We start from the raw sequence: 19,746 nt of genomic DNA on the forward strand, positions 1-19,746 counted from the left end.
ATTATGAAGAACCTTCCGGTGTTCGTCAACAGGTTTTTTGCATCATCGCTTCAAACCCTGCCGGCTACACCACCGCGCCGTTTCTGCCGCGGCCCCCGCTGCGTCGCGCCACAAAGTGCGCGCCCCGAACGAAGGAGGCGAATCTTAGGCCATCCACGGCCGAATGACAAGGGTATGACGGAAGTTTTTTAACGGCGGCTATTTGCTCGACGTGCCCGGCGCTTTCTCCACTTGCGCCACCGTATCGGCAGGCTGGCCGCTCGTTCTTGCCGCCAGCTCGCGGGCATCGGGTGAACCAATCGTCCAGTCGTGCAGCACGGTATAAGCCACCGCAAGAAGCGTCGGCCCGATAAACACACCGAGAAAACCAAACGCAAACGCGCCGCCCAGAATGCCCAGCATCACGAGGATCAGCGGCATGTCGCTGCTCTTGCCGATCAGGATAGGCTTGATGACGTTATCGGACATGCCGACGACCAGCACGCCCCAAACCACGAGAAAAATCGCCCAGCCGGTTTCGCCGCCGTGATAAAGCCAGATCGCGGCCGGCAGCCATACCACGACGGGGCCGCCCGGAATCACCGACAGGAAGAAAGTCGCGAGGCCCAACAGCGCCGGAGCCGGCACGCCCGCGATCCAGCAACCGAAGCCGGCCAGCACGCCCTGCACCAGCGCCGTCCCGAGGATGCCGTACACCACGCCCTTTACCGTGCTGCCCGCCAATGTCAGCAGATAGTCGGCGCGCTCACCCGCAACACGCCGCATGCCCGCGTTGAGCCACGCGGCAGCGCCCTCGCCGCCCGTATAGAAGAAGAAAGTGAGGATGATGCTGAGCGCCAGCATCCCGAGACCGTGCGTGACGGCGAGGGCGGCGGCGAGTATCCACTTGCCGGCCGGCGCGGCCAGCACGCGCAACTGCGCGACCATTTCCGAGTTGCTGCTCGTCACGCGCTCCCAGAAGGACTCGATGGTCGAGCCGACAAGCGGAATGCGCGCAACCCAGTCCGGCAGATCCGGCAAGCCAGAATTCATCAGACGCTCGACAAACGCGGTGATGTCCTTCGCATGCGCGCCGAGCGCAAAGCCCGCATAGACGAAGGGCCCCAGCACGACGACCAGAATGATGAGCACGATCAGCGTCGCGGCCCATTTACGCCGCCCGCCGAGAGTCGCGGACAATTTGCGAAAGAGCCCCCACGAGCTGTAGCTGAGAATCGCGCCCCACAGCAGCGCCGTCGTGAACGGCGCCAGCACCAGCAGCGAGCCGCCGACCAGCAGCAGCAGCGCGAACACAGCTGCGAGCCGCTCGATCAGTTGATCCGATTTCACCATGCGCCTCTCCCCGATGCCATTCCTGCCAGACCGCGGCAACCAACGCGCAAACGGCCAAACGTCTGCAAAAAAGTATAGGAAAGCGCCAAAGAAAGCAGCACTGATCGATGGCAACGCTGACGGAACGCGCCGCCGCCCGCCCTCTCGTGGCTGTGGAACGCCCGCGCGACGGGCCGACGACTGCCAGCAATGCGTATCGATAATATGTCGACGCAGAAAGGACTAGAATATATGGTTCTCTGCACACAACCTCCGGATTTATGCGCTCGCGAATCGCCAAACGTCTCCCTCCCGACGCCGACAAGCTGGTCGGTCTTTCGCTCGCGCTTTTCGCGTCGGGCAGCCGTACCGAGGATCGCTTCTGGGAAGCCAAGCTGGACGCGCTGCTCGCAAAAATAGTCCGCAACGGCAACCAGACGACCCTCGACGCCGCGCTTGACCATCTTCAGCAGAATCATCCGGACGCCTATGGCGCCCTCGCTGACATGGCCGAAACGCATAGCGAATCGCTGACCGTCGAGCACGACGGCGTCCAGTACGAAGCGCTGCTGATCGCCGCGCCCGTGCTGGCGTGGACGCGTTATGTGATTCCGTCGGGCTCGCTCAAGGGCGATGCCGCCGACGCGCTGCGCGCGCATCTGCAGGCGCATGTGCTGGCCGATGGCACCCGCATCGCGATGGCGCCTTTCATGTATAGCATCGACCAGTTGCCGCGTCACCACGTCGAAACGTGGCGTCTCGCGCAGCAACTCGCGCAGGCGGCCGTCGGCGGCGGCAACGCGAAGATCAACTTCGGCGAGTTGCCGGAAACGTCGCCCATTCTTGCCGATCCGCGCTTCCTGCTGGCCGTCGTCGCGGCGCCCGTCGGCGCGCCCGTGTTCCGCTGGCAGGAAGAAGAGCACGGCTCGCGCATCGAGCGCAGCCAGTGTCTCGAGCAATGGGCGACGCAAGGCGGCGCGAACCTGGCCGTCGTGCTGCCGGGCTGCGAGTTCGAATGCCTGCTGCCGGATGCGTACTACTCGGCCTGCCGCGATGCCGACGAGCGCGTGCGCCCGCACACCGTGCGCACGGCGGTGCGCTATCTGTTCGACACGATCGGCGCGATGCCCGACGAATTGCGCGCGGTCGTCGCGGGCTTCGGCGAGCGGCGCATCGACGAATACCGCATCGGCTTCACGCGCCGCGGCAGCAACGATGTCATCTACGGCGTCGTGTGGCCACTGTATGGCCGCGAAAACGGCGACCCCGGCATCGACGAAGAACCGCAAGAAGCAATGGCAAGCGACGGCCCGCTCGAAGACATCGTCGCGCTGCTGAAAGAAACGGGCATCACCGATATTCGCCGTCACGCGGGCCGCTTCGAGCCGGAATATTGTGACGACTGCGGCGTGCCGCTTTATGCGGATCCGCTCGGCGAGATCGTTCACGCTGAAATGCCCGAAGATGCCGAGCCCGCACAACCGCATTTCCACTGATCACTTCAGAATTTTCTCTGCATCGAATCAAGCCCCGCTGAATGCGGGGCTTTTTTCATGGCACTCGTCCTATGCCATCCGGACAGGCCGTCACGAGAGAGGGAATTTGTCATCATCGTTGCGATGGTGCATCGCTGTACGACGACAATCTCGTCGCGTGCAACGCGCCGCCACGACAGACAGATCAGGAGGCAATGCATGCGATTTTCAGTTCTCAACTCGGACGCCGAACGCAGGGAAGGACTCAAGGCGCTTCTGCGGCAAATCGACCGACAGGCACGCTTCGGTGAAGCGCAGGACTGGCCACAGGCGGAGCGCACGTTGCGGCGCCTCGAGCCGGATCTGCTCGTGATCGACTGGGAAGACTGGATGTCGCCCGCCGACGCACGCGCGTTGCTCGCGAATCATCCGGGCTTGCCCGTCGCCGTGCTGGTCGACGATATATCGCCGGCCCACGTGCGCGCGCTCGTCGAAAAAGGCGTGCTCGGCGTCATTCCGCGCACGACCGATCCCCGCGTGATCGTGCGCGCACTCGAAATGGTTCTGCTCGGCTGTCACTACATCCCGGCCGGCGCGTTGTCGCTCGATGCGCCGACGCACGGCAGCAAGCTCGCGCGTCAGCGCACGGAAGCGCGCTCTCTCGAACTGATCGCAACGACGCCGAAGCGGCCGCGCTTTGCAGGCGGCCTTTCGCCGCGACAGGAACAGATCATGCGCTGCGTCCATATGGGCAGCACGAATAAAATGATCGCACGCGCACTAGGCATCAGTGAGGGCACCGTGAAAATCCATCTGGCGACGATCTTCCAGCAACTCGGCGCGCCGAACCGCGCAGCCGCCGTGGCCATCTACAACGGCTGGCTCACCGCGCAGCTCGAAGTGCTGCGCAGCGGACACAATCGCATCCCACGCCCCGCGCGCGTGACGTCGAACGTCGCGCCATTGCGTCAGCGCAAGCCGCGCACGTTCCGTTATCCGTTGCCCGCCAACGACAACCCCAACGCGCTGCCGATGGCGGCCGAAGCGACGACGCCTTACGCTGCGCGCCGCAAGAGCCGCGCATCCGACGACGGCGATGTAAAGGTCGAAAGGAAGCAACCGTGAATCGACATAAAACGTTGCTGGCACGGAATCCGCTCACACCTTTGGGCCTTCAACGAGTAATATGAAGACATGGGTTTCCTCTATACGCCGCTTCCGTTGTGGGTCGCTGTCGGTGGCTGGATCGCCGCTGTGGCTCTGCTCGCGCTTACGTTCTGGAAGAACCCGTTCAAGCGATTGCAGGAACCCGTGCTTCAGCATGTATGGCTCGCAATCATCGTGGCCGTCTCGGTGCTGTGGGCGACTAACGCATGGCTCGAAGACGGCACCGTGATTCACCTGCTCGGCGCAACGCTTGTCGTCACGTTGTTCGACTGGGGTCTTGCGCTGATTGCGATGGCCGTCGTCACGGGCCTCGCCGCCGTCGTCTTCGATGCACCGTGGCAAGGCATCGCGCTTACGTTCCTTGTATTCGGCGCAGTGCCCGTCGGCGTGTCGACGCTACTGCAGCGCGCGAGCATCGCATGGCTGCCGCGCAATCTGTTCATGTTCATCTTCGGGCAGGGCTTCGTGTCACCTGCGATTGCCGTTTCGGTCGCATCGGCGGTTGCACTGGGAACGCATATCGCGCTTGCCGATGGTTCGATGTCCGTTATTCCGGCCGGCTATGCGTTTAGCGTGTTCCTGCTTGCCTCGGGCGAATCGTGGTTCACGGGCATGTCGACTGCGTTGATCGCCGTCTATCGTCCCGCGTGGGTTACGACTTATGATGTGCGGCGCTATCGCCTCGGCGGCCCACGCACCTGAGCGCTTCGTCAATCAACCTTCGATGTCTGAAACGCGCGCGCTCACGCGTCTGCCAGGCCGACACGCAAGCAGCACAGGCCCACCGATCTCTCCTCGAGTTGCCTCCATACGACGCCGCAAAATATTTCTACCAGGATTGAACTCAACCCCGTCGACGGGCATCTTATTTGCCTGAAGTCTCCACAGCATTTCACAGCATTTTTCACCCAGATAGATGGAACGCACCAACGCACCGCGCCGATTGCTGCGGTTGGTCGGCCGGTTAGCGGTGTGGGCGGCGAGCGCGTCGCTCGTGTGCGCTATGCCCGCCTTCGCCGATCAACTTGGGCAGCACAACGACCTCGTCAACAAATTCATCAACGAAATGCACGCCGATCCGCTCGTTGCGGATTGCGCCGCGCATGGCGATTTCGTCGCGAGCACGTCGACGGCTTTCGATCACGTCGAGTTTCCACCCAGCTCGTTTGATAGCGCGCATGCGGCCATCACGCCCTGGAACGATTCGTTCGACGAAGGCAAGCAGAAGGTCAAGGTCGACAACATCGTGACCGTCGAAGGCCTCGGCATTCCACAAGGCGGTGGCGATCCGTCGCAACTCAAGTTCCGCTGCGGCTATGTCGGTCCGCAGATGCTCGCGTTCAGCTGGAACGATCCCGTGCCGCCGTTGCACGCGCGTAGCGCAGCATCGTCGGGCTCGCACGGCGCGAAAGGCAAGCACGCGGCCGGCGGCAAGGGCTCGAAGAAAAAGTCAGGCGGAAAATCGACGAAGGGCGGCGCAGCCAGCAAACCGGCCACCAAGAAGACCAGCAAATCGTCGGGCAAGGCGGTGACGGCCAAGAGCAGCGCGACGAAGAGCAATGCCTCGAAGGCAAGCACGAAGAAGTCGGCGGCGAAGAAAAAGCAATGACGCTTGCGTAACGGCAGCGTCGAACGTCCGATCAAACGAGCAGCAAAAAGCGAGGCCACACATCACGCGTGGCCTCGCTTTTTTGCATACCCTTTTTTGCATACCTTTACTACGCGCATCAAACGATGCGCGTAACTGGCGAACCGCCGTCAGGCAAACGCCTCCATATGCCAGAGGATCGCCTGCAACATCGACGCGCCGAGCGATGCGCTGCGCTCGCCGTTCCAGCCGACGCGCTCGTCGGGCAGATTCGCGTTGTCCTTGAACGGCATCTCCAGCGTCAGCGACAGGCAGCCGAACTCGTTGCCGACGTACTTCGACGCGAGCTTGAGCGCATCCTGCCGATACTTGCTCGCTTCGTAACCGTACTTGTCCTGGAAGTCAGGACTCGCGCGCTTGAAGCCCTCTACAAACGCCGTCTGTTCCTGCCGTTGCCTCTCGGTAAAGCCTGGCAACATCTCGGAGCCCGCGACGAACACATACGGCAGCGCTTCGTCGCCGTGAATGTCGAAGAACAGATCGCAACCGGTCGCATGAATCGCGTCGCGCACGAGCAGCACCTCGGGACTGCGCGCCGCGTCAGGCTCCATCCATTCGCGATTCAGGTTCGCGCCCGCCGCATTCGTGCGCAGATTGCCGTGCACGCTGCCATCGGGATTCATGTTCGGCACGATAAAGAAATCGGCGTAATCGTAGAGCTTGCGCGCGACGGGGTCGCCCGACCAGTCGCCCCACCCCGCGAGCCGCTTCACCAGCCCTTCGACAAACCATTCGGCCATCGTCTCGCCCGGATGCTGGCGAGCGATGATCCAGATTTTTTTCTTGGGCTTCAGCGTGCCGTCGCCGAGCAGCGTCGGCGTGCCGAGCGTCAGCAGCGACATCGGCCGGCCTTCGACGGTCTTGCCGAGTTCCGTCAGCGCGGCATGCGGCATCTGCTGGACGGCGCCGAGAAATTCCGAGTGGCGCTCTTCGCTATACGGCTCGAAGTACGCGTAATGGATGCTGTCGAAATCGGGCGTGTGATCGATGGTGAGCACGCGGCCGTCGTACGCGGTCGGCACGCGGAACCAGTTCACGCGGTCGTAGCTCGCGCACGCCTGATAGTTGCGCCAGCCTTCGGCGAACGCGCAGTCGGCGGCATTCTCGAACGTCATCACGCAGCGCTCGCCGCGCGCGCCCGTCAGACGGAAATAGAACCACTGCGCAAAGTCGGCGTGGCTGTCGGGGCGCACGCGCAAACGGATGTTGTCGGCCTGTTCGCACGACAGGACTTCGATCGCGCCGGCGTCGAAGTTGCTCGTAATGGATAACGTCATGATCTCTTTCCTGCTCTTTTTGGCGCGGCGTCAGTCCGCGATGCGCCGGCGAAATACGTAAGTGGAATCGTTCGATGCCGCGGCGTCGAACGCATAGCCTTCGGCATCGAAGCCCTTGAGTTGCTCCGGCGCATCGAGGCGGTGTTCGACCGCGAAGCGCGCCATCAGACCGCGCGCGCGTTTCGCGTGAAAGCTGATGATCTTGTAGCGGCCGCCCTTCCAGTCCTCGAACACGGGCGTGACGACGGGCGCAGCGAGCAGCTTCGGCTTGACGGACTTGAAGTATTCCGTCGACGCGCAATTGATCAGCACGCGCGAATTACCCGGCTTTTTCTCCAGTTGCCGGTTGAGCGCCTGCGTGATGCGCTCGCCCCAGAACGCGTACAGATCCTTGCCGCGTTGATTCGCAAAGCGAGTGCCCATTTCGAGCCGATACGGCTGCAACAGGTCGAGCGGACGCAAGAGCCCATACAACCCCGACAGCACGCGCACATGTTGCTGCGCGTAGTCGAGATCGGATGCGGAGAGCGACTTCGCGTCGAAGCCTTCATACACGTCGCCGTTGAATGCGAGCACGGCCTGCTTCGAATTGGACGCGTCGAACTTCGGCGACCAGTCGGCGTAACGCTGAAAGTTCAGATGCGCGAGTTGATCGGAAATGTCCATCAGCGACGCAATGTCTTGCGGCGACAGACGGCGCAGATCGCCGATCAGTTCGGCGGCGTCATCGACAAAATCGGGGATCGTGTGCTTCTTGACGTGCGGCGGGGTGTCGTAGTCGAGCGATTTGGCCGGCGACAGAACGATTATCATAGAGGCTTTCAGGCACGCCGTGCCTGGCGGTCAAAGACGAAAGCCAGATTGTAACGAATGCCCGAAACCCCTGCCTTGCCTCAACAGAACGCCTTCGCAGCCACGCCCGCTGTCGTGCTCGACTCGAACGTGTGGATCGACATTCTCGTGTTCGACGATCCGCACACGCGCCCCATTCTCGCCGCGCTCGAACGCGGCGCGTTGCGCGCGCTGATCGACGCGCGGTGTCTCGCGGAACTGACGCACGTGCTCGACTATCCGCAGTTCGAAAAGCGCGCCATCGACAAAGCCGACGCGCTCGCGAGGCTCGCGCGGCTGTCGACACTCGTCGAGCCGCCCGTTCCCGCTGAAAACGCCGATCAAGCCGATAACGCCGGAGACACGCGCCCGTTGCCTAAATGCAAGGACCGCGACGATCAGAAATTCCTCGAGCTTGCGCATGCAATGCAGGCCGACTGGCTGATTTCGAAGGATCGCGCGGTGCTGAAGCTCGCGAAACGGATCGCGCGCGATTTCGGTTTCCGGATTGCGCAGCCCGCGCCGTTCGTCGCCGAGTGCGCGCTCGTCAGTGGCGAGCCCGTCGCGGCCTGAGGCCGGGCCTGAAGCCGTCCCACAGCCGAGGCCCATACGCTTCGAGCCCGGCTCGCGGATGCGCCGCGCAGATTTTCCCTACAATCGAGCATCACACCCGACCCAAACGGCATCGATGACCGCGGCCTCGGCAACCGGGCGCCGCATTCGGACCGCGAAATGAACGCACCGCACGACACGACGATCACGCCTATGACGACCACGCCCCCTTCGTTCCCCTCCCGCCTGCCGAACGTCGGCACGACTATCTTCACCGTGATGAGCGCGCTTGCCGTCGAAAAGGACGCGGTCAATCTCGGCCAGGGCTTTCCGGATTTCGATTGCGATCCGCGCATCGTCGAGGCGGTGTCGAACGCGATGCGCGAAGGTCACAACCAGTATCCGCCGATGGCGGGCGTCGCACCGCTGCGCCAGGCCATCTCGGACAAGATCTCAAGCGTATACGGCCGTCGCTACGACGCGACCACGGAAATCACGGTAACGGCAGGCGCAACGCAGGCGCTTCTAACGGCCATCCTGTGCGCCGTGCATCCGGGCGATGAAGTGATCGTCGTCGAGCCGACCTACGACAGCTATCTGCCGTCGATCGAGCTCGCGGGCGGCAAACCCGTATTCGTGACGCTCGAAGCACCCGACTACGCGATTCCGTTCGACAGGCTCGCCGCCGCGATCACGCCGAAAACGCGCATGATCCTGATCAACACACCGCACAACCCGACGGGCACGGTCTGGCGCGCGGACGACATGAAGAAGCTCGACGAGATCGTGCGCGGCACCAACGTGCTGATCCTGTCCGACGAAGTCTACGAGCACATGGTCTACGACGGCGCGCCGCACGAAAGCGTCGCGCGCTATCCGGAGCTTGCGCAGCGCAGCTTCGTCGTGTCGAGCTTCGGCAAGACGTATCACGTGACGGGCTGGAAGGTCGGCTATGTCGCCGCGCCCGCGCCGTTGATGGCCGAATTCCGCAAGGTTCATCAGTTCAACGTGTTCACCGTCAACACGCCGATGCAACTGGGCCTCGCGCAATACATGCAGGACCCGGCGCTGTATCTGAACCTGCCCGCGTTCTACCAGAAGAAGCGCGATTTCTTCCGGGCCGGTCTGGAAAGCACGCGCTTCAAGCTGCTGCCATGCACGGGCACGTATTTCCAGTGCGTCGACTATTCGGCCATCAGCGACATGCCCGAAGCCGAGTTCGCGCAATGGCTGACGAGCGAGATCGGCGTCGCGGCGATTCCCGTGTCGGCGTTCTATCACGAGCCGCACGAATCGGGCGTCGTGCGCTTCTGCTTCGCGAAGAAAGAAGACACGCTCGCGACCGCGCTCGAACGGCTGGCGCGTCTCTGACATGGCGCGCGCGACGTCGCGAACGAACCGAGGTTCTTCGCCATCGCGCGCGAAGCAGTCCCGCGCGCCCGCGTCGTCACTTCTTCCTTTGCGCGTCGACGTGCGCCTTGCGATCGTCCGTCACGCGCTGCGCAGCCGGCCGCGCGTTGATCGCCTTCACGTACGGCTTCCAGTCGATGCCGACATCGAGCAGAAAATCGCGTCCGTAAATGGCCTGCGTCGCCATGCCGACCAGCGGCAGGCTCACAAAGCCCGCGACGTCCGCGATGCTGAACCTGTCGCCACGCAGATACGGCGTGAACTTCGCAAGCCGTCTGAAGCCGCTTATGTGATGGATCAGCAGTTTCTCGGTGCGGCCCTTGGTGGCATCGGTGATCGTGCCGCCGAAGAACGCCTGCTTATACAGATTGCGCGCCGTCAGTTCGAGATGCACGTCGACGAACGTGATCAGCTCGCGTTCTTTCGCGGCCTCCCACGGGTCGGGAGAGAACATCGCCTTTTCCGGGTAGGCAGCAGCCAGATATTCGATGATCGCCTGCGACTCGCACAGGCTGCCATGCTCCGTTTCGATGAACGGCACCTTGCCGAGCGGCGAATGCGTAAGAAACGCCTCATCCTGGCTCGGCATCGAAAGCACTTCCTCGAACGGAATGCCGAATTCGAGCAGCGCAAACTTCACTTTGTTGTAATAGTTGGACAGTGCAAAACCGTGCAGCTTGATCATCCGATGTCTCCCTGCGGATGGTTGTCGAAAGTCGTCTGTCGTTCGTCGCGCCTTGCGCCTCCGCACATCGCGCAGCGCGCCGCCGGAATCGACGCGCGCCGCGTCAGGCGACGAATGCGATCGATCTGAAACGAACGTACTATTTTAAAATAACCATGGAGTGAGTCACATCATGTCATCCGTCACCTCTCGCCAGTACAGCATCGAGACCGTCGGCATCGTCGGTACGGGTGCGATGGGCCGCGGCATCGCGCAGATCGCCGCGCTCGCGGGCCTCAAGGTCCGCCTCTACGATACCAATTCCACCGCGGTCGGCGCCGCGCGCGATTACCTGTCGGACACATTCGCGAAGCTCGTCGCCAAAGGCAAGCTTGACAACTCGCGCTCGCTCGCCGCCCTCGCCTGCGTGGCGGGCGCGAATGCGCTCGACGAACTCAAGGACTGCGATCTCGTCGTCGAAGCGATCGTCGAAAAACTCGACGTGAAGCGCGGGCTCTTCAAGGAACTCGAAGGCATCGTCAGCGAGCGCTGCATTCTCGCGTCGAACACGTCGTCGCTGTCGATCACGGCGATTGCGGCCGCATGCGCGGACCCGTCGCGCGTGCTCGGCTATCACTTCTTCAACCCGGTGCCGCTGATGAAGGTCGTCGAAGTGATCGACGGTCTGCGCAGCGATCCCGCAGCCGGCGAAGCGCTGATGGATCTGTCGCGCCGCATGGGCCACACGCCCGTGCGCGCGAAGGACATGCCCGGCTTCATCGTCAATCACGCGGGCCGCGGCATGAACACGGAAGGCTTGCGGATCGCGGACGAAGGCATCGCGAGCTTCGTCGACGTCGACCGCATCATGCGCGAGCAGGCGGGGTTCCGGCTCGGGCCGTTCGAGTTGCTGGACCTGACGGCGCTCGACGTATCGCATCCCGTGATGGAATCGATCTATCACCAGTTCTACGAAGAACCGCGCTTCACGCCGTCGCCGATCACGGGCACGCGGCTCGCGGGCGGCCTGATCGGGCGCAAGGCGGGCGAAGGCTTCTACAAGTATGTCGACGGCAAGCAGCAGGTAGATGCCGAAGCGCCCGCACCGACGGAATTGCCCAAGCGTGTGTGGGTCAGCAACCGCGTGCCCGCCGCGCGCAATGCGGTGCTCGAACTCGTCGCAAAGACGGGCGTCGCCGTGGACGAAGGCGCGACGCCGGCCGCCGATTCGCTGATCGTCGTGACGCCGCTCGGTCTCGATGCGACGACGGCTGCCGTCGACGAAGGCCTGGACGCGAGCCGCGTCGTCGCGATCGATACGTTGTTTCCGCTCGCCGGCGCGCAACGCCGCACGCTGATGACGACGCCCGCGACTACACGCGCCGCGCGCGATGCCGCGCACGCCCTCTTCGCGCACGACGGCGTGCCCGTCACCGTGATCCGCGATTCGACGGGCTTCGTCGCGCAACGCGTCGTCGCGACCATCGTCAACATCGGCTGCGATATCGCGCAACGCAGAATCGCGTCGCCGCAGGACATCGATCTCGCCGTGACGCTCGGCCTCGGCTATCCGAAGGGACCGCTCGCGCTCGGCGATGCGCTCGGCGCGCAAACCATCCTGACGATCCTGCGCAACATCTTCGGCGTGCTCGGCGATCCGCGCTATCGTCCGTCGCCGTGGCTCGCGCGCCGCGCGCAGCTCGGCATGTCGCTGACGCAGGCCGATGCCGCGGACAACGGCAACGCAAAGGAGCAAGCATAATGGCCGCCGAACTGCTCGCCAGCCGCCCAGCCGAAAGCGAGTCGACGCTCGTGCTGACGCTCTCGAATCCGGGCGCGCGCAACGCGATGCACCCGGATATGTACGCCGCCGGCATCGAAGCGATGGATACGGCCGAGCGCGATCCGTCGATCGGCGCCGTCGTCATCACGGGCGCCGACCAGTTCTTCTGCGCGGGCGGCAACCTGAACCGCCTGCTGGAAAATCGCGCGAAAGATCCTTCCGTGCAGGCGCAAAGCATCGATCTGCTCGGCGAATGGATCGCCGCGCTGCAGGCCTCGTCGAAGCCGGTGATCGCGGCCGTCGAAGGCGCGGCGGCGGGCGCGGGCTTTTCGCTCGCGCTCGCATGCGACCTGATCGTCGCCGCCGACGATGCGAAGTTCGTGATGTCGTATGCGCGCGTCGGCCTGACGCCCGACGGCGGCGGCTCGTGGTTCCTCGCGCGCGCGTTGCCGCGCCAGATCGCGACGGAAGTGCTGATCGAAGGCAAGCCGATCGGCGCGACGCGTCTTCATGAGCTTGGCGTCGTGAACCGGCTCGCGAAGCCGGGCGCCGTGCGCGATGCCGCGATCGCATGGGCCGACGATCTCGGCAAGGTGTCGCCGAACGCGAAGGCGCGCATCAAAGGCCTGATCGCGGCGGCGGGCATGCAGTCGCTGCCCGATCACCTCGTCGCGGAGCGCGACAGCTTCGTCGCGTCGCTGCATCATCGCGACGGGCTCGAAGGCATCACGGCGTTCCTCGAAAAGCGCGCGCCCCGCTACAAATGAACACGCCGACGCAATCGGGCTATCAGTTGCCGAAGCGCCGCCGCATCTATCTGATGCGGCACGGCGACGTCACGTACTTCGATGCGTCGGGCCACACGATCGACCCGGAACGCGTGCCGCTCAACGAGAACGGCCGCGCGCAGGCGGACGCCGCGGGCCGCGCGTTCGCCGGGCAGAACGTGCGCTTCGATCGCGTGATCGTCAGCGGCTTGCCTCGCACGGTCGAGACGGCGCAGCGCGTGCTCGCGCAAATGAACCGACAGGATCAGCAAGTCGAGATCGAACCCGCGTGGGAAGAGGTACGCAGCGGAGAGCCCGGCTCGATTCCCGCTGCCGATCTCGAAGCGGCGTTTCTCGGCGCGTTCGACGGGATCGTGGCGGAAGATACGCGCTTTCTCGGCGGCGAGACGATCGGCGAGCTGTTCGACCGCGTGCTGCCCGCCGTGGCCGCGCTGCGCGACGACACATCGTGGGACGTCGCGCTGCTCGTGCTGCACGGCGGCGTCAATCGCGCGATCCTGTCGCACGCATTGACGGCGGGCGGCCGCACGTTCTTCGGCCATATCTCGCAGGCCACGGGCTGCATCAATGCGCTCGACGTGGGCGACGCGCCGCGCGACTGGGTCGTGCGGCTCATCAATCACTCGCCGCCGTCGCCGCTGCATCGCGACGTGCGCAACACGACGATGGAAATGCTTTACGCGCAATACGTCCGATACAAGCGCACCTAGAAGTCGCCAATCGTTCGTCCAATGGAGGAGACATGCCGCAAGACGCGACACCAGCCGGATCGACGACTCAAACCGACTACTCCGCTTTCGAAGGCACGCGGCCTGTCAGCGAACGGCAGCGCATCGACGTCGATGCGCTTTCCGCGTGGCTCGCGCAGCACATCGAAGACTTCGCGGGGCCGCTGACGCTCGAACAGTTCGCGGGCGGCCAGTCGAATCCCACCTTCAAGCTGATCACGCCCGCGCGCTCTTACGTGATGCGCGCGAAGCCGGGTCCTTCCGCGAAACTGCTGCCGTCCGCGCATGCGATCGAACGCGAGTACCGCGTGATGCATGCGCTGCGCGACACCGACGTGCCCGTCGCGAAGATGCTCGCGCTGTGCGAAGACGAAAGCGTGATCGGCCGCGCGTTCTACGTGATGGAGTTCGTGCAGGGCCGCGTGCTGTGGGATCAGTCGCTGCCCGGCATGACGCCGGCGCAGCGCGGCGCGATCTACGACGAGATGAATCGCGTGATCGCCGCGCTGCACAGCGTCGATGTCGAGGCGGCGGGTCTTGCAGGCTATGGCAAGCCGGGCAACTACTTCGCGCGGCAGATCGGAAGGTGGAGCAAGCAGTACCTGGCATCGGAGACGGAACCGATCGACGCGATGAATCGCCTGATCGAATGGCTTCCGCGGCACATGCCTGCAGAAACCGGCGAGCGTGCGTCCGTCGTGCATGGCGATTACCGGCTCGACAATCTGATCTTTCATCCGCACAAGCCGCGCGTACTCGCCGTGCTCGACTGGGAGCTGTCGACATTGGGCGATCCCCTCGCCGACTTCGCGTATCACTGCATGGCGTGGCACGTCGATCCCGCACAGTTTCGCGGCATCGCGGGGCTCGACTGGGCTGCGCTCGGCATACCCGACGAGGCACAGTACGTGCAACGTTACTGCGAGCGCACGGGCTTCACGATTCGCGGCGACTGGAACTTCTATCTCGCGTACAACATGTTCCGCATCGCGGCGATCCTGCAAGGGATCATGAAGCGCGTGGTCGACGGCACGGCGGCGAGCGAGCAGGCGCTCGACGCGGGACGCCGCGCGCGGCCGATGGCCGAACTCGCATGGCGCTACGCGCAGAAAGTGCGCTGATTGAACGTCGCCGCTGTCATTCAGTCAGTCTGTAGAGCGGATTCAACGTCATCCACGAGGGCAAGATGAATTTCGACTACACCCCGAAGGTCCAGGCATTGCGCGAGAAGCTGCTCGCTTTCTTCGACGAGTACATTTACCCGAACGAGCAGGCCTTTGCCGCCGAAGTCGCGCGCAATCGCGAAGCAGGCAACGCGTGGGTGCCGACCGAGCTGATCGAAAGCCTCAAGCAAAGCGCGCGCGATGCGGGCCTGTGGAATCTCTTCCTGCCCGACTCCGAGCGCGGCGCCGGTCTCACGAATCTCGAGTACGCGCCGCTGTGCGAGATCATGGGCCGCGTGCCGTGGGCGCCCGAAGTGTTCAATTGCAGCGCGCCCGACACCGGCAACATGGAGACCGTCGAGCGCTACGGCAGCGACGAGAACAAGCGCGAGTGGCTGGAACCGCTGCTGCAAGGCCAGATTCGCTCGGCGTTCCTGATGACGGAGCCGGAAGTCGCGTCATCGGATGCGACCAACATTCAGACGAGCATCGTGCGCGACGGCGATACGTATGTGATCAACGGGCACAAGTGGTGGTCGTCGGGCGCGGGCGATCCGCGCTGCAAGCTCTTCATCGTGATGGGCAAGACCGATCCCGACGCGCCGCGTCATCAGCAGCAGTCGATGATTCTCGTGCCCGCCGACGCGACGGGCATCACCGTGCATCGTCCGCTGACGGTGTTCGGCTACGACGACGCGCCGCACGGCCACATGGAGATCACGCTCGACAACGTCCGCGTGCCTGCCGCCAACATGCTGCTGGGCGAAGGACGCGGTTTCGAAATCGCACAGGGGCGTCTCGGGCCGGGGCGCATCCATCATTGCATGCGCCTGATCGGACTTGCGGAACGCGCGCTCGAACTGATGTGCAAGCGCACGCTGCAACGCGTCGCGTTCGGCAAGCCGATCGCTGCGCAGACGGTCACGCAGGAACGCATCGCCGAAGCGCGCTGCCTGATCGAGCAGGCGCGCCTGCTGACGCTGAAGACGGCATACATGATGGACACCGTTGGCAACAAGGGCGCGCGCGGCGAGATCGCGATGATCAAGGTCGTCGCACCGAACATGGCGTGTCAGGTGATCGACTGGGCGATGCAGGCACACGGCGCGGCGGGCATGTGCGACGACTTTCCGCTCGCGTATGCGTACACGACGGCACGTTGGCTGCGCTTCGCCGATGGTCCTGATGAAGTGCATCGCAATGCGATTGCGAAGGTTGAACTGGCGAAGTATCGCGATTTGACTGCGTCCGCTTCTCGCACCGAGGCTCCGGGCGCGGGTTCATGATCGGACTCTGGCAGGCCGTCAGCGGCCTCAGGCGAACTGTGGTCTAATTTTTTTTGTCTCTGCGGCGCTGGTTGGTTTTGGGTTTGCCAGGCGTGCCGCTGGCATCCGCTTTAGTGCCTCGCGGCGCGGGCGTTGCCCCTGTGCGGGGCGGCACCTACTTTTCTTTGCCGCCGCAAAGAAAAGTAGGCAAAAGAAAGCGGGCTAACACCGCCCGCGCTTGACGTTTACCCACGGGCTCTCAACGGCCCCGTATTTCGCACACCAGTGTGCTGGCTTGTGCTCGTTGCCAGCGCTCCCGCTAAGCGCCTCACCTACTTCATACGCGTGTGGCACGTCTAAAGGTATCGAACGCTTCAGCGCCGCATGTCGGTAGTGAATGAGGTTGCTGTGTCGTACAGGGCAACGCCCGCACTTGAGCCGCATGCTTGGCGAATGTGTCCTGTGCGGTGCGAATGCCTACACACAGTTTGCCGCAAAGGGGCGCGGGAACGTTCGATATGGTGGGCTGCAACGCGGGTGCATGACGTGGGTGAGGCGTTCGATCGGCGAGCTGGCAACGCACATGGACTAGCATGCTGCCGCGTGAAACACGGGGTCGTTGAGAGCCCGTGGGTAATCGTCAAGCACTGGCGGTGTGAGCCCGCTTTCTTTGCTTACTTTCTTTGCGGCGGCAAAGAAAGTAAGTGCCGCCCCGCACAGGGGCAACGCCCGCGCCGCGAGGCGCAATCGCGGATGCCAGCGATAAGGGCAAAGCAAAACAGCGTCGCAGACAACAAAACCCAAGGAGCCACGATGATCGACGTCTACAGCTGGGCAACCCCGAACGGCCACAAGATTCACATCATGCTCGAGGAGACAGGCCTCGAATACAACGCGCATCCCATCAACATCGGCGCTGGCGATCAGTTCACGCACGCGTTTCTGGAGATCAGCCCGAACAACAAGATCCCTGCCATCGTCGACAGCGACGGACCGAAACGCGCAGACGGCAAGCCGTTTTCACTGTTCGAGTCCGGCGCGATCCTGATCTACCTCGCCGAGAAGACAGGCAAGTTTCTCCCCTCCGATCTCGCCGCGCGTTACGAAACGCTGCAATGGCTGATGTTCCAGATGGGCGGTATCGGCCCGATGCTCGGCCAGACGCATCACTTCCGCGTGTATGCGCCGCAGCCGATCGAATACGCAATCAACCGCTACACGAACGAAGCGAAGCGCCTGTACGGCGTGATGGATGCGAAGCTCGGCAAGACGCGTTATCTGGCGGGCAACGACTACACGATCGCGGATATCGCCACCTATCCGTGGACGCGCTCGTGGCAGAACCAGGGCCTGCAGATCGACGAGTTTCCAAACGTGAAGCGCTGGCAGGAAGAGATCGCCGCGCGCCCCGCCGTGCAACGCGGCGTCGAAGTGCTGGCGTCCGAGCGCGTGCCGTTGATGGACGAAAAGGCGAAGGAAGTGCTGTTCGGCGCGACGCAGTACGCGAAGCACTGAGCGACGGCATCGGTGAAGTGTGCCGTTGCGAGGCGTTGAAGATCATCGCAACGGCGCTTGCGGACCTTGCTAGAAATAGTGTCGCGTGATGAACTCCGCGATGCACACGGGGCGCTCGCTGCCCTGCCGTTCGAGCGTCACGTTCCATACGATCTGCACGCCGCCCTCTTCGACATCCGTCACGCCCGCCACGACTAAGCGCGCGCGCAACTGCGAGCCCACGGGCACAGGCGCAGTGAAGCGCACGCGATTGAGCCCGTAATTGACGCCCATCCGCTGCTCGAAGCCGAACGTGCCGACGAGCAGCGCAGGAATCAGTGACAGCGTCAGAAAGCCATGTGCGATCGGTCCGCCGAACGGCGACTCACGCTTTGCGCGCTCAGGATCGACATGTATCCATTGGTGATCGCCCGTCGCGTCGGCGAAGCGGTCGACGCTCGCCTGATCGACTTCGACCCATTGGCTCACGCGCGGCGGCTGGCCGATGAGCGCGCGCACGTCGTCGGCGTGGCTCAGCGTCAACTCGGGCGTCATGCGGCCGCCCCGGGATTGCGCAGCCCGAAGATCGCCTTCGAACGCACCGTGATCACGAGTTCGCCGTTCTGATTGATGCCCTGCCATTCCGTCGACACGATGCCGCGATCCGGCTTGCTCGCCGACACGCGCTTGTCGAGGATGCTGTTGGTCATGCGGATCGTGTCGCCGACGCGCACCGGCTTGAGCCAGCGCAAGTCATCGATGCCGGGCGAGCCCATCGACGTCGAGCCTTGCAGCATGTTGCGCACGAGCATGCCCATCATCACCGAGCATGTGTGCCAGCCGCTCGCGATCAGCGTGCCGTACGGCGACGCGGCAGCGCCCGCATCGTCGACATGGAACGGTTGCGGATCGTACTGCTCCGCAAAGCCGATGATCTCGTCGCGGGTGAACGTGTGCGTGCCGACTTCATACGTCTTGCCGACCTCCATGTCCTCGTAGCTCAAACCCATCTGTCACCTCGTTGCATGTGTTGAAGGCGGCGCTCACGCGTCGGCCGTCGCGAATCCCGGCAGCGCGGCAAAGCGCGCAAGATGATGATCGACATCGCCGAGCGTCGTCTCGATGATCGCAAGGCGCTTGAACAGATGCGCGGCCGCGACTTCGTTCGTCACGCCCATGCCGCCGTGCAGTTGCACAGCCTGCTGGCCGACGAAGCGCGCGGCCTGGCCCACGCGCACTTTCGCCGCGGACACCGCGCGGCGGCGCTCGTCGACATCATTGCTGCTGTAGCGCACGGCCGCGAGATACGTCGCGGAACGCGCCTGCTCGGTGTGAATCAGCATCTCGACCATCCGATGCTGCAGCGCCTGGAACCGCGCGATAGGCACGCCGAATTGCTGGCGCGTCTTCGTGTATTCGACGGTCGCGTGATTCAGCGCATCGAGCGCGCCGATCGCCTCCGAGCACAACAGTACGATGCCGTAGTCGGCGATGTGTTCGAGCGCGGCGGCGCCTGCATGCCGGCCGTTCAGCTTGCGTGCCGGCGTTGCGTTGAACGCGAGCGTCGCCGCGCGCTGGCCGTCGATCGTCCGATAGTCGGTGACTTGCGCGGTGGTCCGCGTGCTCGCGGCATCGCGTGCGACGACGAATAGCGCCACGTCGCCGTCGAGCCGCGCCGGCACGATCCAATGATCGGCCTGCGCGCCGTGCAGCACGACCGACTTCGTGCCGCTCAGCACGTAGCCGTCGCCTTGACGCGTCGCTGTCGTTTCGATCGCGAACAGATCGTAGCGCGCGCCGGGCTCATGAAACGCGACGGCGAGCTTGATCTCGCCGAGCGCCGCGCGTTCGAGCACAGCGGCGTCGTCGCCTTCGCCCGTGCCGGACAGCTTCAGCGCTTCGATGCCGACAGCCGTCGACCAGTACGGCTCGACGACTAGCGCGCGCCCTAGCTTCTGCATCACGACCAGCATGTCGACCGTGCCGCCGTCGAAGCCGCCATTAGCCTCGGGCACGGGCAGCGCGGTCAAGCCGAGCTCGGTGAACGCCGACCAGTGCTCGTCCGATACGCCCGCTTCCGAGCGCACGATCGCCTGCCGCGCTTCGAAGCCGTAGTGCTTGTCGAGGTAGCGGCGCAGCGCGTCCGCGAATTGCTGTTGTTCGTCGGTGAAATTGAAGTCCATGCGCCGC

Annotated in this window: 19 protein-coding genes; 12 read left to right on the forward strand and 7 right to left on the reverse strand. The window is 63.8% G+C overall.

Annotated elements, in window-relative coordinates; genetic code table 11:
- Window positions 1-198: 198 nt before the first annotated feature.
- Window positions 199-1,332, reverse strand: coding sequence for an AI-2E family transporter (locus VSR68_RS28275; protein ID WP_342943011.1), 1,134 nt, complete (start codon window positions 1,330-1,332; stop codon window positions 199-201).
- Window positions 1,333-1,592: 260 nt separating this feature from the next.
- Between VSR68_RS28275 and VSR68_RS28280 the strand changes: the two genes are divergently transcribed.
- The 4 genes from VSR68_RS28280 to VSR68_RS28295 all read left to right on the forward strand — a co-directional run bounded on the left by VSR68_RS28280 (window position 1,593) and on the right by VSR68_RS28295 (window position 5,562).
- Complete coding sequence (locus VSR68_RS28280) at window positions 1,593-2,807, forward strand: DUF2863 family protein (protein ID WP_342943012.1); 1,215 nt, start codon at window positions 1,593-1,595, stop codon at window positions 2,805-2,807.
- A 198-nt stretch (window positions 2,808-3,005) separates the two neighbouring features.
- A complete protein-coding gene (locus tag VSR68_RS28285; protein WP_342943013.1) occupies window positions 3,006-3,911 on the forward strand; it encodes a response regulator transcription factor in 906 nt (301 codons plus the stop codon).
- 69 nt (window positions 3,912-3,980) lie between these two features.
- Window positions 3,981-4,655 carry an energy-coupling factor ABC transporter permease gene (locus VSR68_RS28290; RefSeq protein ID WP_342936287.1) on the forward strand — a complete coding sequence of 225 codons (675 nt, stop codon included), beginning with the start codon at window positions 3,981-3,983 and terminating at the stop codon, window positions 4,653-4,655.
- A 214-nt stretch (window positions 4,656-4,869) separates the two neighbouring features.
- The gene (locus tag VSR68_RS28295) at window positions 4,870-5,562 is read left to right on the forward strand and encodes a BspC domain-containing protein (RefSeq protein ID WP_342943014.1); all 693 of its coding nucleotides are present in this window, start codon (window positions 4,870-4,872) and stop codon (window positions 5,560-5,562) included.
- Between the two features lie 149 nt (window positions 5,563-5,711).
- On the opposite strand, the gene VSR68_RS28300 is transcribed toward VSR68_RS28295, so the two are convergent.
- Window positions 5,712-6,878 (reverse strand): M14 family metallopeptidase, encoded by a 1,167-nt coding sequence (locus VSR68_RS28300; RefSeq protein ID WP_342943015.1) that lies wholly within the window; start codon window positions 6,876-6,878, stop codon window positions 5,712-5,714.
- Window positions 6,879-6,908: 30 nt separating this feature from the next.
- On the reverse strand, window positions 6,909-7,691 hold the full coding sequence (gene yaaA / locus VSR68_RS28305; RefSeq protein ID WP_342943016.1) for a peroxide stress protein YaaA: 783 nt from the start codon (window positions 7,689-7,691) through the stop codon (window positions 6,909-6,911).
- A 57-nt stretch (window positions 7,692-7,748) separates the two neighbouring features.
- Here yaaA and VSR68_RS28310 point away from each other — a divergent pair, with 57 nt between their 5' ends.
- Both VSR68_RS28310 and VSR68_RS28315 read left to right on the forward strand, forming a co-directional pair.
- Window positions 7,749-8,282, forward strand: coding sequence for a putative toxin-antitoxin system toxin component, PIN family (locus VSR68_RS28310; protein WP_342943017.1), 534 nt, complete (start codon window positions 7,749-7,751; stop codon window positions 8,280-8,282).
- 159 nt (window positions 8,283-8,441) lie between these two features.
- Window positions 8,442-9,632, forward strand: a complete 1,191-nt coding sequence (locus tag VSR68_RS28315) for a pyridoxal phosphate-dependent aminotransferase (RefSeq protein WP_342943018.1) — start codon at window positions 8,442-8,444, stop codon at window positions 9,630-9,632.
- A gap of 76 nt (window positions 9,633-9,708) precedes the next feature.
- On the opposite strand, the gene VSR68_RS28320 is transcribed toward VSR68_RS28315, so the two are convergent.
- Window positions 9,709-10,356 carry a glutathione S-transferase gene (locus tag VSR68_RS28320; protein WP_342943019.1) on the reverse strand — a complete coding sequence of 216 codons (648 nt, stop codon included), beginning with the start codon at window positions 10,354-10,356 and terminating at the stop codon, window positions 9,709-9,711.
- 172 nt (window positions 10,357-10,528) lie between these two features.
- On the opposite strand from VSR68_RS28320, the gene VSR68_RS28325 reads away from it, so the two are divergent.
- The 6 genes from VSR68_RS28325 to VSR68_RS28350 all read left to right on the forward strand — a co-directional run bounded on the left by VSR68_RS28325 (window position 10,529) and on the right by VSR68_RS28350 (window position 17,577).
- Window positions 10,529-12,097: a 3-hydroxyacyl-CoA dehydrogenase gene (locus VSR68_RS28325; protein WP_342943020.1), complete on the forward strand. Its 1,569-nt coding sequence runs from the start codon at window positions 10,529-10,531 to the stop codon at window positions 12,095-12,097.
- Window positions 12,097-12,885 (forward strand): oxepin-CoA hydrolase, alternative type, encoded by a 789-nt coding sequence (locus tag VSR68_RS28330; protein WP_342943021.1) that lies wholly within the window; start codon window positions 12,097-12,099, stop codon window positions 12,883-12,885. Before VSR68_RS28325 ends, VSR68_RS28330 begins: the two co-directional genes overlap by 1 nt.
- Window positions 12,882-13,616 carry a histidine phosphatase family protein gene (locus VSR68_RS28335; protein ID WP_342943022.1) on the forward strand — a complete coding sequence of 245 codons (735 nt, stop codon included), beginning with the start codon at window positions 12,882-12,884 and terminating at the stop codon, window positions 13,614-13,616. The genes VSR68_RS28330 and VSR68_RS28335 overlap by 4 nt, the downstream gene beginning before the upstream one ends.
- 32 nt (window positions 13,617-13,648) lie before the next feature.
- Window positions 13,649-14,755 (forward strand): phosphotransferase, encoded by a 1,107-nt coding sequence (locus VSR68_RS28340; RefSeq protein ID WP_342943023.1) that lies wholly within the window; start codon window positions 13,649-13,651, stop codon window positions 14,753-14,755.
- Window positions 14,756-14,820: 65 nt separating this feature from the next.
- Entirely contained in the window at window positions 14,821-16,083 is a 1,263-nt protein-coding gene (locus tag VSR68_RS28345; RefSeq protein ID WP_342943024.1) for an acyl-CoA dehydrogenase family protein, read from the forward strand.
- Between the two features lie 792 nt (window positions 16,084-16,875).
- The gene (locus VSR68_RS28350; protein WP_342943025.1) at window positions 16,876-17,577 is read left to right on the forward strand and encodes a glutathione binding-like protein; all 702 of its coding nucleotides are present in this window, start codon (window positions 16,876-16,878) and stop codon (window positions 17,575-17,577) included.
- Between the two features lie 69 nt (window positions 17,578-17,646).
- Here the strand turns inward: VSR68_RS28350 and VSR68_RS28355 are convergent, their stop codons facing one another.
- Genes VSR68_RS28355 through VSR68_RS28365 form a run of 3 tightly spaced genes read right to left on the reverse strand, consistent with a single transcriptional unit; the run spans window position 17,647 to window position 19,739 of the window.
- Window positions 17,647-18,111 (reverse strand): MaoC family dehydratase, encoded by a 465-nt coding sequence (locus VSR68_RS28355; RefSeq protein ID WP_342943026.1) that lies wholly within the window; start codon window positions 18,109-18,111, stop codon window positions 17,647-17,649.
- Entirely contained in the window at window positions 18,108-18,566 is a 459-nt protein-coding gene (locus VSR68_RS28360) for a MaoC family dehydratase (RefSeq protein WP_342943027.1), read from the reverse strand. The genes VSR68_RS28355 and VSR68_RS28360 overlap by 4 nt, the downstream gene beginning before the upstream one ends.
- Before the next feature lie 33 nt (window positions 18,567-18,599).
- Window positions 18,600-19,739 carry an acyl-CoA dehydrogenase gene (locus tag VSR68_RS28365; protein WP_342943028.1) on the reverse strand — a complete coding sequence of 380 codons (1,140 nt, stop codon included), beginning with the start codon at window positions 19,737-19,739 and terminating at the stop codon, window positions 18,600-18,602.
- Window positions 19,740-19,746: the final 7 nt, after the last annotated feature.

It is taken from the genome of Paraburkholderia phymatum (genome assembly GCF_038900715.1).
Classification (GTDB): domain Bacteria; phylum Pseudomonadota; class Gammaproteobacteria; order Burkholderiales; family Burkholderiaceae; genus Paraburkholderia; species Paraburkholderia phymatum_A.

Excerpts from the sequence above, each read along its gene's own strand:
- VSR68_RS28275 (WP_342943011.1), bottom strand. The coding sequence starts at position 1,332 with ATGGTGAAATCGGATCAACTGATCGAGCGGCTCGCAGCTGTGTTCGCG.
- VSR68_RS28280 (WP_342943012.1), top strand. The coding sequence starts at position 1,593 with ATGCGCTCGCGAATCGCCAAACGTCTCCCTCCCGACGCCGACAAGCTG.
- VSR68_RS28285 (WP_342943013.1), top strand. The coding sequence starts at position 3,006 with ATGCGATTTTCAGTTCTCAACTCGGACGCCGAACGCAGGGAAGGACTC.
- VSR68_RS28290 (WP_342936287.1), top strand. The coding sequence starts at position 3,981 with ATGGGTTTCCTCTATACGCCGCTTCCGTTGTGGGTCGCTGTCGGTGGC.
- VSR68_RS28295 (WP_342943014.1), top strand. The coding sequence starts at position 4,870 with ATGGAACGCACCAACGCACCGCGCCGATTGCTGCGGTTGGTCGGCCGG.
- VSR68_RS28300 (WP_342943015.1), bottom strand. The coding sequence starts at position 6,878 with ATGACGTTATCCATTACGAGCAACTTCGACGCCGGCGCGATCGAAGTC.
- yaaA (WP_342943016.1), bottom strand. The coding sequence starts at position 7,691 with ATGATAATCGTTCTGTCGCCGGCCAAATCGCTCGACTACGACACCCCG.
- VSR68_RS28310 (WP_342943017.1), top strand. The coding sequence starts at position 7,749 with ATGCCCGAAACCCCTGCCTTGCCTCAACAGAACGCCTTCGCAGCCACG.
- VSR68_RS28315 (WP_342943018.1), top strand. The coding sequence starts at position 8,442 with ATGAACGCACCGCACGACACGACGATCACGCCTATGACGACCACGCCC.
- VSR68_RS28320 (WP_342943019.1), bottom strand. The coding sequence starts at position 10,356 with ATGATCAAGCTGCACGGTTTTGCACTGTCCAACTATTACAACAAAGTG.
- VSR68_RS28325 (WP_342943020.1), top strand. The coding sequence starts at position 10,529 with ATGTCATCCGTCACCTCTCGCCAGTACAGCATCGAGACCGTCGGCATC.
- VSR68_RS28330 (WP_342943021.1), top strand. The coding sequence starts at position 12,097 with ATGGCCGCCGAACTGCTCGCCAGCCGCCCAGCCGAAAGCGAGTCGACG.
- VSR68_RS28335 (WP_342943022.1), top strand. The coding sequence starts at position 12,882 with ATGAACACGCCGACGCAATCGGGCTATCAGTTGCCGAAGCGCCGCCGC.
- VSR68_RS28340 (WP_342943023.1), top strand. The coding sequence starts at position 13,649 with ATGCCGCAAGACGCGACACCAGCCGGATCGACGACTCAAACCGACTAC.
- VSR68_RS28345 (WP_342943024.1), top strand. The coding sequence starts at position 14,821 with ATGAATTTCGACTACACCCCGAAGGTCCAGGCATTGCGCGAGAAGCTG.
- VSR68_RS28350 (WP_342943025.1), top strand. The coding sequence starts at position 16,876 with ATGATCGACGTCTACAGCTGGGCAACCCCGAACGGCCACAAGATTCAC.
- VSR68_RS28355 (WP_342943026.1), bottom strand. The coding sequence starts at position 18,111 with ATGACGCCCGAGTTGACGCTGAGCCACGCCGACGACGTGCGCGCGCTC.
- VSR68_RS28360 (WP_342943027.1), bottom strand. The coding sequence starts at position 18,566 with ATGGGTTTGAGCTACGAGGACATGGAGGTCGGCAAGACGTATGAAGTC.
- VSR68_RS28365 (WP_342943028.1), bottom strand. The coding sequence starts at position 19,739 with ATGGACTTCAATTTCACCGACGAACAACAGCAATTCGCGGACGCGCTG.